The organism is Brevibacterium antiquum CNRZ 918 (assembly GCF_900169145.1).
GTDB lineage: Bacteria > Actinomycetota > Actinomycetes > Actinomycetales > Brevibacteriaceae > Brevibacterium > Brevibacterium koreense.
Window position 1 is genome coordinate 68,991 of the sequence record NZ_FXZD01000005.1, and the last position, 14,020, is coordinate 83,010.

Sequence of the window (14,020 nt, forward strand, 5' to 3'; positions counted from 1 at the left end):
ACTACGCTCTCACGATTGTCAGCCGAGGCGGATGTCGCGGTAGGCCACACCGGCAGGTGCCGGAGCCGGCTGCACGGCGGAGATCCCGGAGTCGGTGGTGACCACATAGCTGGCGTGGACGCCGTCGGACTGGGATCCCGAAGCATTCTCGCCGCTGATGACGATGGCGCGAACTGCATCCGGTGAGACCTCAGCAGGGCTGAATTCGGTGGTGCCGGTGGGGTTGAGGTCGATCGACTGGGGCTGCGTGAGCGATCCATCGTCGAGCATGCCTCTTACCTGCACCCGTCCCTGCCCTGGTGAAAGGTACAATTTTCCGGTGCCCGTGCGAGGCAGGGCCATGATCTGGGAGTCGGCGAGGGTGTCGGTGGCGTTGATGCTTCCGAAGTCTGCGCTGCCCTTCTCTCCGTCCTGACCGATGAATGCGCTGGCCTGAATGCTCTGGTTTGAATCGAGGACGACGCTCGTGGCTTCAAGATCACCGAGCTCAGCCTCGGCGACTCCGTGTGCGACCACGGTCATCGATGAGCGCGGTATGTCGATCTCCCCGTCAGGTCCGTAGGCCTTGAGCGAAACCTCCGCCAGGTCGTCGCCCGGGTTGGCCACGCGCAGGCGTGCGTCCTTCCCGTCGAGTCCGGTGACGACCTGCTGCGAAGCGGAATCTGCTCCGCTGGTGGCCAGGTCGATGCCCTTGGGGGTCAGTCCGTCGAGCACGGTCTCTTGGAGGGAGCCGGCCACGACTCCCCCGTCGACCTTAACGTCGACGGCCAGTGCCTCGGCTCCCGCGGCGAGGCCCGCCAGTCGGATAGCTCGCTGTTTCCCGGCTTTGATGCTCACCTCTGTCGGCTCCCCGCGCTGTCCGGATGGTGTCATGAGAGTGACCTCGGCTTGGACGGGAACGTCGCCGGGATTGCTCAGCAGCAGCTGGGAGTTCGATCCTGTGCCCCCGGAGCCAGCCAGAATCCGGAAGTTGCTCGCCGCTGACCCGCAGGTCAGGGTCGCCAGTCCGGTGAGATCGCCGGATGTGCCTTCAACGGTTTCCACGCCGGTCGTCAGCGCCGGCGCCCCCGGACGGGCGAACCCGGTGATGAGTTTGGTCTTGTCGATCGGATCGTCACCGGAGACGAAGCCGTCGGAGCTGGGGTTGTCGAAGTTTGCTGACCCGCCCAGATCCGCAACCTGAAGACGGGCGGCGGAGACCGAGCCGTCGGCGGCACTGATCGGAGCGGAAGCGGAGACGGCACGAGTGGACACGTTCGAGTCGTCGACGAACTCCGCGTCGGTGCCCTCTGCCTCCTCATCGGTCAAGAGTGGGCCGGGGCAGATCACACGGGTGTCGGCGGTGGGCATTCTCACCTGCTCGGGGCTGCGGTCGAGTGTGCCCGGTGTCAGCGGGGTCAGGAATGAGGTCGTGGCTACGAGCACTCCAGGCACGGCGATCGCCGCGAAGGTCACGATGCTGCGCATGTGTTTCATGGCTTCGCCTCCACAGGATGCTCGGTTGTTCGTCCGGACTTCCGCTTGGATCTCACACCAGTCGATCGCTTGGTTTTCGCACGAGTTGTTCGTGACCAGGCCAGGGTCTGGCGCTGAGATCCGAAGGGGATCGCAACGATGATGGTGAGAAGGCCGAGGATCCAGCCGACGATGATGCCCGGGGCGTAGAGCGCCGAACCGTAGGTGAGATCGACTTCTCCGCCTGCGGCAGGCAGTGAGAATTCGGAGGCCCAACCGATCGCGGACTTCTCCGGCTGAGGCAGGTCCTTGCCATCGATGCTGGCGGTGATGTTGTCTGAGCTGTCGGACACGATCAGGGTGCGGCCATCGTCACCGGGGGCCACCTCGGCGATGCTGCCGTGCATCGGTGCGGTGCTCATCGAACCGTCGGGTTCTCGGATGAGGAACCGGCCGCTGTAGGGGGTGTCGACCCGCCACAGTCCGCCCGATTCGGTCGGTCCGACCTGGACCACTCCATCGGCGGCGGCCACCGAATTCGCCAGGTTCTTCGCACCCGAGTCGACGAGGACGAAATCCACGCCCAGCTGACCCAGAATGGATCGGACATCTCCGGCGTCATCGCCCGAAAGCGCTGCGGCGGCCTGCGCGATGAGTGTCTGGTCTTCGCTGATGGGCAGGGGTCGACGCTCCCACGGCCAGCCACCGACCGCCTTTGCCGACTGGATGGTCGAGGTGCCGATGACGGTTCCGTCGGCGGATGAGAGCAGTCGGGCGCGGACCTCGCCGTCGAGGACATCGAGTCTCAGGGTGCGTGCCTGGGTGTCACCAGCGGCACGGTCGGCGGCCAATGCCGGAACGGTGCCGTGTTCCTGGGTGGTGACGATGTCCGCCGAGGTGGTGCTGCCTCCGGCGCCGACGATGATGAGGCCGACGGCCGCGACGACCACGAGCCCGGACAGACCGCGCATGGGCAGTCGGCGGGAGTTCGTCGATCGCGTCGTCGTGGTCTGTGCACCGAGCGTGAGCAGCATGATCGCGCCGAGGCTGAGCAGGGTCAGGCCCGCGGCAGGATAGGAGCCGATGAGGTGGAAGGGGCCGGTTTGGGCCGGGATGAGGACCTGGACTGTGGCCAAGAGCAGACCCGCGAGGTAGAGGCCCACGGCCCACATCAGGCGGGAGAGTTGGAGGTGAGCTTCGATGAGCGTGAGGAACCCGAGGATGAGCATCGGCAGCACCAGAATCGGGGCCCACAGCTGCAGGATCCCGGGACTGACGCTGCTGACGCCGACGGCGGACAACAGATCTGCCAGCCAGCTCATGTCGATCGGTGAGGGGAAGCCGACCGCAAGGAGGTAGGTCGGAGGAGCGGGTGGGGCCAAGGTCTGGCCGGGCATGACGAAGACCGCACCCGGGTCGCTCACGAGCGCGACCAGCCATGGCCAGGCCAGAAACAGGGTCGGGGCCAGCAGCCACAGATGACGCAGACCGCAACCGGTACACAGCAGCACGACAGTGAGGATGATGCCCAGTGGCAGCATCAGCGGCACGCCGGCGATCATCAGGAACAGCAGGAGTCCCGCACTCGCGGCAGCGGCGATCGACCCGGTGCGCAGGCTGCGGCGCAGGGCGATGACGAAGAGCGGTGCCGCAATCCAGACGAGGATCACGCCGAGGCGGCCGGCCGAGAGTGCGGTGACGAAGAGTGGGGCGGCGATCCACAGCAGACCGGCGAATCCGCGGACCCACTTCCGTTTCACGATCGCACCCGCTGCGCTGTAGGCGGCGATGACGGCAAGGATCGGAGCGAGGAGGATCAAGGTGCGGACCATGATGTCGACGTCACCCAGGAACGGAACGCTGAAGGCTGCGAGGACCAGCTGGTAGGGGTCGGCGACAGCAGCGGCCCCGGTGGAGACGTCGAGGCGAGGGCTGAGCAGACGGCCGACGAGATCGCCCAGTGTCACGTCGGTGGAACCCAGCCCACCGCCGACGACGTGGCCGGGACCGAAGAGGCGGAACGAGGCGAAGCCGCTCAGCGCCGCGGCCGCGAGGAGGAGGTAGGTCAGGGGATTGCGGAAGAGTCCCGAACCTCCGGTGACCTCGAGGCGTGAGAACGAGTCGATGGCCTCTTCCGTGTCACCTACAGGGTTGAGCTCGGTTTCGTCGATGTGCTCCGGGCCTGTGCCGGCTGCCGAGCCGGCCTGGGTCAGCCGGGCTTCCTGGGCGGAGTTCATGCTCCGGCGCTGAACGGCGAGTTCGTCCGGGTCCGCGTAGAGCGCGGCCACATGGGAGTCGGTGGTGCGCTTCACCAGACGGCTGCGACGGGCGTTGGACCGTCTCAGATGCGAGGTGGTGCGGGCGTCGGCGACGAGACCGAGCAGCGCGGAGAAGTACCAGGAAGCGGCGCGGACGTTGTTCGACAGCAGGCCCGCCAGAGTGTTCTTGAACTGGGTGAGGATGAGGAGGCAGAAGATGCCGCCGAATCCGGGGCTGGCGAGGCTGAGTCGGTAGCGCTGTTCGCTCCGGATCTGAGACTTCGAGCGCGGTGGCAGCGGTGAGGACCCCAGCTGGGCGGCCGAGGTTGCGGACACCGTGAGTCTGGCACGTGGGGCGACGACGACCCGACGGCCGAGGTCGCGCAGTCGACGCGAGTATTCGAGACCACGATAGGCCACGCCGAGGACACGGGACGGAGCTCCGATTCTCTCGAACTCAGTAGTGGAGATGAGCATGCCGGGCAGGTCGAGGCCCAGCGCCTCCGACTGGCCGTCACGCTGCCCCTGATCGATTTCTCCCTCCGCCACCGGGTTGACCCTGGCCCCCGCCGAGGTGGTAGTGACACCCGCGGAGACGATGTGGTCTGTGTGCATGATCTTGGGGCCCACAGCAGCGATTGATTCGGTCGCACCGATGGCGTCGAGCAGTTCTCCGAGGCAGTCGGGCTCTGGACGCGAGTCTGCGGTGAGGAACCACAGATGGGTGCTTTCGGCAACAGCAGGGAGGGCAAGTGCCTCCCTGATGGCAAGACCCCCGAGATCCACGATCGGAATCCCGGGGTAGGTCGTACTCAGAGCTGTTTCGAGCTCCATCCTGCTGTTGTCGTCGCCTGAGGCGACGACAACGGTGACGGCAGATTTCACACGACCTGTTTCTTGAGTCGACGGCGTTCACGTTCAGACATGCCGCCCCAGATTCCGAAGCGCTCGTCATTCGCCAGCGCGTATTCGAGGCAGTCCGAGCGGACGTCGCACGAGGCACAGACACGTTTGGCCTCACGAGTAGATCCGCCCTTCTCAGGGAAGAACGCCTCGGGGTCAGTCTGAGCGCACAGCGCTTGGTCCTGCCAGGAAAGCTCGCCGTCCTCTGCAGCTCCGAAGAGCAGTGAGAGCGGCGATACGGCGGAGTTGTCCGTGGGCAGCGGTGTCAGATCGTTCGGATCGATCGCCAATGGATCAGGCAGAGTATCCGGTGTACGCGCCCCTGGTTCGACGAACCAGTCCTCGGCACTTCGAGAAGTGACTCCGGGCACGACTGTGGAGAAGTCTTCCCTCTCCTGCCTTTTGCTCTGTGCGCTTTGCACGGTTTTCCCCTTTCTCACGCTCAGCTCACCTACCACTGCGAGCTCCTGTTCCGGTACCGTTCGAGGAGTGAAATGGTCTGGGTGCGACCGACTCCCCGGATGGTTCCGGAGGTGAAGCTCGTGCTGACGGTATCAGCGTGGTGGATGCTCGAATCCGAGGATTCGTGCTAAGTGCGTTCCCCTGTTAAGTCTAAATTACACGCGTGTCATTACCGCCTCGTCAAGCCCTCGTGGAGTATTACGGGGGGCACTTGCGGATTATTCGAACACACCTTCACATACACACGCGCCAGGAACACCACATATAGCGACCGCCGTCTGGCATTGACACAACCTGTGGTGCCCACCTGATCAAATCTGGAGAATTTCGAAAACATTTGCCGTCGGTGGGATTATGGAGGCATGAGAGTCGAATCACTCGCGATCGTCGCCCGATCCCCGCATCCGCCCACTGATCCCGGGCGCCGAGGCTGCCCGACGACGATACGGACGCGATGATGAATGACCGACTGCTCACCGTCTATGCGCCGCCCGTCGAAGAGGACATCGCGCCCGGTTCCGATCTGGCAGCGATACTTGTCAACTCCCTGCGCCGGAATCGGATCGACCTCAAGGACGGCGACATCCTCGTCATCGCGTCGAAAGTAGTGTCCAAAGCTGACGGGCGCCTGCGCAACGTGAATGATCGGGCGGAGTTCGAGGACCTCGTCAGAGATTGCTCGAACCACCTCGTTGCCGAACGGACTTATGCCTCGGGAAGCACCGTCCAGATCGTGCGCACCCATTCAGGCACCGTGCAGGCGGCGGCCGGACTCGACCAGTCGAATTCGAGCGGCGCCGTCGTCTTCCACCCTCACGACAGCGATGATTCGGCTGAGAAGCTGCGCCTTCGGGTCGAAGAGTCCTTCTCCGTGCGGATCGGGGTCGTCATCTCCGACACCATCTCCCGGCCTTGGAGGATCGGCGTCGGTGACTTCGCGCTCGGTCTCTCCGGCTTCTCCGGCCTCGACGATCAGCGCGGCAAACCTGACGACGATGGCCGCGTGCAATCGGTGACTGTCCGCGCGGTGGCCGATGAGATCGCCGCCGCAGCCGATCTGGTCAAGGGATCATCGCGAGGTCTGCCGATGGCACTCGTTCGAGGTGCCGGCGGATACCTGGACAATGGCCGAGCCGGGGCAAAGGCTCTGAGCCGCGACCTCGGTGAGGATTGGTTCCGCTACGGCCATGTCGAAGCAATCCACAGGGGACTCGGCGTCACCGAGCTGCCGGGCCGTGCCGCTGCCGGTGACAACAGCGACGACATCCTCGAACGCGTCTCCCGCGCCATCCGGGTCGTCCGCGCCGGAGCCTCACGCACCCCTGGGCAGGCTGCTTGGCGGATGCGCATCGAAGGGTCCGGATCCCGGATCACGATGGGGCCCTCCGACTCACCCGCAACGCCGCAAGCCGGTGGCCCTCCCCTCCTGGAGGCGATGGTCGGCCTCGGCTCTCTCGTCGAGCGCATGCACACTGCACTCTTCGCCGAGGATCTCAGCGCGACCACGAAATGGGAGTGGGCCGACGGAGAGCTCGGAGCATTCCCCCGCGGGGTCCGCATCAACATCGGGCTTCTGTCCCACTGAACGCCTCACAACCATTGAGAAAGCAGGTCATCCCTCGTGGATCTTTCCATCATCAGCCGCACAGGCGGACCCGTCCTCTTCTGGCGCGGCCCCGACTTCGACCGACTCGACCTCACCGGTCCGGTCGTGGCGAACTGGGTGAACAAGGGCGTTGGCCTCTTCGGAGACTACGATCTCGGCCCTGATTTCACGCTCTTCGTGCCGATGCCTGCTGGACTGCACTGGCGGGAACTCGTCGCGATTCTCAGCGTCCTCCTCGCCGACGGTCGTGTCGTCCTCGGCACGGACGCTCAGGCCAGCAGATCGGCAGCACCGGATGCCGACTTCCACGCGTTCGTGCCACTGGGCCACGAGGACGATGAGTGCCTCACCGCGGCAGAGGAGGTCTTCGTCTACAACCCACCCGCCCTGGCTCTGAGCACACCGATCGATGAGGACTTCATCGACGTCAACTCGGCGATCCGCGCCTACCCGGACGTGACACCTCGGCGCCTCCAGTCCACCGGGACTCTCCTCGTCGGTGACCAAGAGATCCAGTGGACCGAGTCTCCGAACGACTCCAGCTCAGCCATCCTCGTCTCGAACTCGACACCCCGCCCCGAGGAGTGGGCGACGTTCCTGTGCCACCTTCTTCGCGGGGGTGAGTCTCTGCTGGCCAACGGGATGGACGATGGTGGCATGACGGACCTGGCGAGCAGCCTCGGCGAGGTCCGTGGCAGACTGGGATCATGGACAAAGTAGTTGATACCCCCGCTGCAGCGGTAGCCGATATTGCAGATGGATCATCGATCGCCGTAGGCGGTTTCGGTGTCGTCGGCGTGCCTGAGTTCCTGATCCGAGCGATCAAGGACCAGGGTGCCAAGGACCTCGAGGTGATCTCGAACAACGCCGGAGTCGACGGGCGGGGCTTGGGCCTGCTGCTCGCTGATCACCGCCTCCGCCGCATCATCGCCTCCTACGTCGGTGAGAACAAGGAATTCGCTCGCCAGTACCTCTCCGGCGAACTCGAGGTCGAGCTGACCCCGCAGGGAACCCTCGCCGAGAAGCTGCGCGCCGGTGGAGCCGGAATCCCCGCGTTCTACACGATCACCGGTGCCGGCACCCAGGTCGCAGACGGCGGGATGCCGTGGAAGTACGATACCGAGGGCAACGTCGTCAAGGAATCACCGGCCAAAGACACACGCGTCTTCGACACCTTCGGCGAAGAGAAGGAATACGTCCTCGAAGAGTCACTGGCACCCGACTACGCGCTCGTCCGCGCCGCTGTCGGAGACCGCCACGGCAACCTCGTCTTCAACTCTTCGGCCAGGAACTTCAATCCCCCGGCCGCACAATCGGCCCGGATCACCATCGCCGAGGTCGAGAAGCTCGTCGAGCCCGGAGAGATCGATCCCGATGACGTCCACGTTCCCGGCATCTTCGTCCACCGCGTCGTCGAGCTGACCGCGGAACAGGTGGCCGACAAGCCCATCGAAAAACGCACCGTTCGCACAGATCCAACCGTTGACAAGGGCTGAGGAGAACTAGTTATGTCATTGACAAGAAACCAGATGGCGGCCCGCGCAGCCCAGGAACTCGAAGACGGCAGCTACGTCAACCTGGGCATCGGAATGCCGACACTCGTGCCCAACTACCTGCCCGAGGGCGTCGACCTCGTCCTCCAGTCGGAGAACGGTCTCCTCGGCGTCGGCCCCTACCCCACCGAGGACGAGATCGACCCTGATCTCATCAACGCTGGCAAGGAGATCGTCACGATGCTCCCCGGTGCTTCCTACTTCGATTCTGCCGCCAGCTTCGGCATGATCCGCGGCGGCAAGGTCAATGCTGCGATTCTCGGCGCCATGCAGGTCGCCACGAACGGCGACATCGCGAACTGGATGATTCCAGGCAAGATGGTCAAGGGAATGGGCGGTGCCATGGACCTGGTCCACGGAGCGCAGCGCGTCATCGTCATCATGGACCATGTCGCCAAGGACGGCTCGCACAAACTCCTGTCCAGTTGTGAGCTGCCACTGACCGGCAAGGGCGTTGTCAGCCGCATCATCACCGATATCGCCGTCCTCGACGTCTCCGGAGACTCATTCACCCTCGTCGAACTGGCTCCCGGTGTCACCGTCGAAGAAGTCAAGGAGAAGACCGGCGCCCAGGTGAACGTCCCCGACGACGTCCCCACCATCAGCGTCGACGCCGCCTGAGGCACTGACCGCCGGGTGGCTGGAGGGTTGCGGCGTTCAGCCTCCTGATGCACCCAAGTGCTGGGTGGTACCACGAGGTGCTGCTGTCGCGGTAGTTTGCTGCGAGGCCGTTCTGGGCCGATTCCTTCCGAGGAACTCTGCCCGGGGCGGCCTCTTCGCATGTCTCAGGGTGCCGCGAGTGACCCGGGTGAGCACTTCGCTAGCGCGTCTCGGCGATCAGAGCACTTGCCGCCCGGTGCACCACGCACCACCAGTCGCTGAACACCGCGTTAGCTGCATAGACACCATGTAGTTCAGCAACCCCTACACTCAGCAGCAAACGGCACGTCAGCAACGAGTTGATCTGCTGCTGACGGTACGGGGTGCGCGAGGCCTCAGTGCCCAAATCGCCCGCTGCCCAAATCGCTCGCGCCCACCAACACCAACACACGTCGAATATGCGAGAGGCACAGGCGGAATCTGCGCGACACGTCCAGCAACGGCAGGTGGCTCGGACCACCGCTAGTCGGCTCGGACCCAGCGCAGACGGTTCAGGCGAAGGGCAGCGAGGTATCGAGACCGGTAGTCGCCACGAACAGATCCCCATGGCCGTCCGCGGTCACTGTGGGCTCGTTTGCCGGGATGAACACGCTCTGACCACGTGTGAGTGTCACTGTGGACCCGAGGGAGGCCACAGTGATGCTTCCCGACGTGCACAGGGCGATGCTCGCGCCTCGGCGTTCAACCTGCGTCAGTCGTGGGCACCGCAGCGACTGCAGTGCGAAGTCCTCGGTCGTGCCGAGGAGGATTCCGTCACGGTCAGGTTCAACCATGCGAGGCTTGGCCGCGGTGAACTTCGCAACCTTGCCCAGCTCCGGGATATCGATGTGCTTGTTCGTCAGTCCCCCGCGCAGAACATTATCGCTCGAGGCCATGACCTCGATCCCGGTCCCACCCAGGTAGGCGTGCAGCACGCCCGATTCCATCGCCAGGGCTTCCCCCGGTTGGAGATGGACGCGATTGAGCATGAGTGCCATGAGCACCCCCGGATCGGAGGGGTAGTCAGCCACAAGTTCGTGAAAGGTCTCAGCAGGATCGACTGCTGTGCCTGAACGACTGATGTGGCCTTCGGGCAGTTCTGCCAAATCCTGACTGGCGACCTCGTCAACGAAGCCAGCAGACCGCGAGTCGCCGAGGACGAGCTCGACTGCTTTGGCGAAGGCCTTGGCCTCGATCACGGATTTCAGCGCCGAGATCACGTCACCCAGAAAGTCCAGGGAGGTCGGTGACAATGACAGTGACAGCAGACGCTCGAAGGTTGCACGCACGGCCTTGCGCGACCGGAATCCGGTCAGCGCGTGGAATTCGGTGAGGGCGTAGATGAGTTCCGGTTTGGCGGAGGTGTCTTTGTAGTTGCGAGTCGGGGCGTCGAGATCGGGGCCCTCAGACTCCTCCCGGGCGAATCCGATGACCGCCTGCTCCGGATTCGGATGCACCTGGATCGAGAGCGCCTTCCGCGCGGAGAGGACCTTGAGCAGGAATGGCAGACGTGGACCGAATACCTGCAGCGAATCGTGGCCCAACAGGCCCGCAGGGTCGCCGGCAAGGTATTCGATGAGGTTGGGGCCAACCGTGCTGCTGTCCGTCTTCACATCCAGAGATGATGATCCCTGCTGCGCGGCACGGCAGGTCGAGCGCTGCTGATCAAACTGTCCGGTGTCCAGATGAGAGGGGCTGAGGGGGTGCGCTCCGAGCCAGAGCTCTGCGCAGGGAGTGCCGTCGGGTGCGGTTCCCAGAATTGCTGGGATCGCGTCCGTACTGCCCCAAGCGAAATTCTTGACCGTGTTGTGCAATCGACGCACTGTCTTGGTCCCCTTCGGCTGGACTCATCGGATGAACATACGCAATTGTCGTGCGTGTTTCTCCACGTTAGCGCGTTCACCTGGACTAATCACGGTTTTCCGAGGTGGCTTCACTGACTGTTCAGACCAGTACATCTGCAATTCATCGCATGGTCAAAGGCGCATGGAACCGCAACCAAAAGTGCCTCGCGGCCGGTTCATTTCAGAACCGGCCGCGAGGCACTGGAGCTATCTGCCGAGTCTTACCCGACCGATGCAACCTTGCAGTCATCAGCCGACGACGCGAATGACCTTCGCTCCACGATTGAGCATCCAGCTGTAGCTGCGCTTCGTCGTGTTCGTCCGGGTCGAGCCCGCATCGTACATCTGCCCCTTGGTCTCGGAGATGATGCCGATGTGTCCTGGGATCCAGATCATGTCGCCTGCTTTGGCTTCGCTGGCCGGGATGACCGTGCCGGCGTTACGCTGCTGACTAGTAGTACGCGGCAGGTTGATGCCGTGTTTGCCATAGACGTACTGGGTGTATCCCGAGCAGTCCCAGCCCCTCGTCGGTGAGGTTCCGCCCCAGACGTACCTCACGCCGAGGTGAGCTTTCGCTTCCTTGACGATGGAGTCACGCTGAGCCTGGATCTTCTCAGCCTTCGACGGCTTGTCGTCCTTCTTGTCGTCCTTGGACTTTTCGTCCTTGTCTTTCTTGTCATCCTTAGGCTTGTCCGACTTCGGCTTGTCGTCGTCCTTGGACTTGTCGTCCTTGGACTTGTCGTCATCCTTAGGCTTGTCCGACTTCGATTTATCGTCGTCCTTGGACTTATCGTCCTTGGACTTATCGTCCTTAGACTTATCGTCCTTAGACTTATCGTCGTCCTTGGAATCCTTGTCGTCACCCTTGGCGTCTGTATCGTCTGTAGAACCTTCCCCGGAGTCTGCAGCCGAACCGCCATCGGTGGCGTTGTCCCCCGGTGGCGCCGACTCATCGGCACCACCGGAGGCCTTGGCATCATCGGGATCACCCGGACCATTGGTATCGACTACGCCGCCGTCAATGGTTCCGGTGGGCGAGAACTCTGTGGTTCCATAGCCCTCGGCCCAGACGAGTCGAGCACCTTCGAACAGCTGCTCTCCTCGTCCGTCCTTGTACACCGGATCCGACTCGGGGTAACCGAGGTGTCCTTTGACGGTACCTTTGTCACCCCAATACTTCAGAAGTGTTCCGGTGGTGTAGTGAGCACCTGTGTCTTTCGACCAGTAGATATTGCCCTTCTGGAACGACTGCGCCGCTCCCCCGTCCTTCAAGCCACCCTTCTCTTTCGAAGTGGGCAGGCCCAGCTGGGTCACGACATCACCCTTATACGAGTTCTTGATCGCTCCCGAGAGGTGGTAAGCACCGGTCTTCTTGGACCAGTAGACATTGCCCTTCTCGTAGGCACGGGCACGTGCGCCGTCCACGCCCTTGAGGTCGTGTTCCTTGCCTGTGGCCTTGCCGAGTTCCTTCGCGTGGTCCGCAGCGTACTTCTCGATCTCGGTCTTCGGCTTCGGCGTCGCCGTCTTGCCGTCGTCCTTCTTGGAGTCGTCCTTCTTGGAGTCGTCCTTCTTGGAGTCGTCCTTCTTCTTGTCGTCCTTCTTCTTGTCGTCCTTCTTGGAGTCGTCCTTCTTCTTGTCGTCCTTCTTCTTGTCGTCCTTTTTGCTGTCGTCCTTCTTCTTGTCGGACGGCAGGTCACCGGACTTCATGACGTCGGAGACGGTTGAACGGATTTCGCCGAACTTGGCGTAGAAGGCATCGCCCGGGCAGGCAGTGGTGCCGAGGTTACGGTGACCGACGATGGTCGACTTACCGGCCTTGACGTTGTTGAGAGAGAACTTCCAGGCGATGGCCGCTGCCACCGCATCGCGGGTCTTCTTCGGCGGCGCCTTGGTGTCGAAGCTGCCCATCACGGAGATTCCGACAGTGCCTGTGTTGTGTCCTGCAGTATGTGCACCGATCACTGCTTTGTTGATGTCACCGCCACGGCCCTGCCACAGACGGCCGTACTTGTCGGCGAGGATGTTGTAGCCGATGTCGTTCCATCCACGGCCTTTCTGGTGGAAGCTCTGGATACCGCGCAGAATTGCCGGCACGTCTTCCGCGGAGTAGCTGTTCGATCCATCGGTGTGGTGGATGACGGCCTGTTTGATTCCGCTGGCGTAGTCGGGGCTTCCGCTGTAGGACTTCGCCCCCCATGAAGAGCGCGAGCCGATCTTGGGCTTCGGCACCTTCTTCGACTTCGCAACAGTCGTCACTGAAGACGAGTCAGGTACGTAGTTCTGATTGCTCACCTCAGCCTGACCGGGGGCGGCAACTGTCTCCACAGTTGAGTCATCTGAGGCGGCCGGTGAAGAGCCTCCGACGCCTTCGGATGGGTTGGAGCTCTGCGGCTCGATCTGAACCGGGTCATTTTCAGCCACAGCGGCAGCATCGTTGGCGTCGCGTTTGGGATCAACGAGGACGAGTTCGGCGTCGCTGGGCGCCTTGTCGCCCAGAATGCGCATCTGCACACCCGAGGCATGGTTGACCGTAAACGGCTCGGAACCCCGGTTCTTCGATTCGTCCTGCCGGTCCTCATCGAGAGAATCCCAGCTGCCCCACTCAGAACCGCTCTTGACCCGGACCTGGATGCGGATGTTGGACTGCGACTCGGAGAAGGTAAAGCCGACGAGGCTCGGGTTGTTGGTGGGAACGTCGAGCACGTCGGAGATCAGCGCGATATTTACGCCGTCCTCGGTCTTCTGACGAACCGAGCCGGAGATGTCGTCGCTGTCGCCGGACTTGTCGGACGATTCAGCCCCCTTGGACTTCTCGTCCTTCGTTGCTGAGTCCTGCTTACCTGATTCATCGGCAGGAGCAGATGGATCGGCCTTCGAGGCGGACTCTGCAGGGGCACTGGCTTCGCTTCCGCCCTCGGGTGACGACAGTCCCGTGGAGACGGGATTGATCGAACCGGTGGAAGCGCCGACAGCAGAAGCGCCCGAACTCACGTTGACGGTGGCAGGCACACGCGTAGAGGCGACAGCGGTCTGCGACTTGAAGATGTTCGGCAGGTTGCTGGTTGCGCTCTGGTTGGCGACATTGGCAGAGGAATCACTGGAAGCGCGGGCGCCGGGGACGTTGAGTCCGTCTTCGCTCACGCTCAGCGCCTCTTGGGTCACTTCCGGCTCAGTCGACGCCGCGAAGGCAGTCGGTGCCGTGACCGCTAAGGTGCCGACGAGTGCGACCGAAGCGCAGCCCGCGACTGTGGGCAATAAAAGTTTCATCGTTACAGCCTTTTCGAGGAAGTCAGGGAAGTT

The 14,020-nt window shown here is 63.2% G+C and carries 9 protein-coding genes; 4 read left to right on the plus strand and 5 right to left on the minus strand.

Annotation, left to right across the window (positions count from 1 at the left end):
* Positions 1 to 18 precede the first annotated feature (18 nt).
* From BANT918_RS08600 to BANT918_RS18000, 3 genes are read right to left on the minus strand one after another with little or no spacing between them, the layout of a single operon-like run.
* Positions 19 to 1,476, minus strand: coding sequence for a DUF5719 family protein (locus BANT918_RS08600; protein ID WP_101619863.1), 1,458 nt, complete (start codon positions 1,474 to 1,476; stop codon positions 19 to 21).
* Positions 1,473 to 4,598: a glycosyltransferase gene (locus BANT918_RS08605; protein WP_101619864.1), complete on the minus strand. Its 3,126-nt coding sequence runs from the start codon at positions 4,596 to 4,598 to the stop codon at positions 1,473 to 1,475. The genes BANT918_RS08600 and BANT918_RS08605 overlap by 4 nt, the downstream gene beginning before the upstream one ends.
* Positions 4,595 to 5,038 (minus strand): WhiB family transcriptional regulator, encoded by a 444-nt coding sequence (locus BANT918_RS18000; protein ID WP_269465931.1) that lies wholly within the window; start codon positions 5,036 to 5,038, stop codon positions 4,595 to 4,597. The genes BANT918_RS08605 and BANT918_RS18000 overlap by 4 nt, the downstream gene beginning before the upstream one ends.
* A 494-nt stretch (positions 5,039 to 5,532) precedes the next feature.
* Here BANT918_RS18000 and BANT918_RS08615 point away from each other — a divergent pair, with 494 nt between their 5' ends.
* The 4 genes from BANT918_RS08615 to BANT918_RS08630 are packed head-to-tail and all read left to right on the plus strand — an operon-like array spanning position 5,533 to position 8,858.
* Entirely contained in the window at positions 5,533 to 6,663 is a 1,131-nt protein-coding gene (locus BANT918_RS08615; RefSeq protein WP_233430408.1) for a coenzyme F420-0:L-glutamate ligase, read from the plus strand.
* A gap of 36 nt (positions 6,664 to 6,699) precedes the next feature.
* Positions 6,700 to 7,404, plus strand: a complete 705-nt coding sequence (locus BANT918_RS08620; RefSeq protein WP_101619865.1) for a hypothetical protein — start codon at positions 6,700 to 6,702, stop codon at positions 7,402 to 7,404.
* A complete protein-coding gene (locus BANT918_RS08625; RefSeq protein WP_101619866.1) occupies positions 7,392 to 8,180 on the plus strand; it encodes a CoA transferase subunit A in 789 nt (262 codons plus the stop codon). The genes BANT918_RS08620 and BANT918_RS08625 overlap by 13 nt, the downstream gene beginning before the upstream one ends.
* A 12-nt stretch (positions 8,181 to 8,192) precedes the next feature.
* Positions 8,193 to 8,858, plus strand: a complete 666-nt coding sequence (locus tag BANT918_RS08630) for a CoA transferase subunit B (protein ID WP_101619867.1) — start codon at positions 8,193 to 8,195, stop codon at positions 8,856 to 8,858.
* 530 nt (positions 8,859 to 9,388) lie between these two features.
* On the opposite strand, the gene manA is transcribed toward BANT918_RS08630, so the two are convergent.
* Together manA and BANT918_RS08640 are read right to left on the minus strand one after the other, a co-directional pair.
* Positions 9,389 to 10,699, minus strand: coding sequence for a mannose-6-phosphate isomerase, class I (manA, locus tag BANT918_RS08635; protein WP_101619868.1), 1,311 nt, complete (start codon positions 10,697 to 10,699; stop codon positions 9,389 to 9,391).
* A 270-nt stretch (positions 10,700 to 10,969) separates the two neighbouring features.
* Positions 10,970 to 13,987 carry an NlpC/P60 family protein gene (locus tag BANT918_RS08640; protein ID WP_233430409.1) on the minus strand — a complete coding sequence of 1,006 codons (3,018 nt, stop codon included), beginning with the start codon at positions 13,985 to 13,987 and terminating at the stop codon, positions 10,970 to 10,972.
* Positions 13,988 to 14,020: the final 33 nt, after the last annotated feature.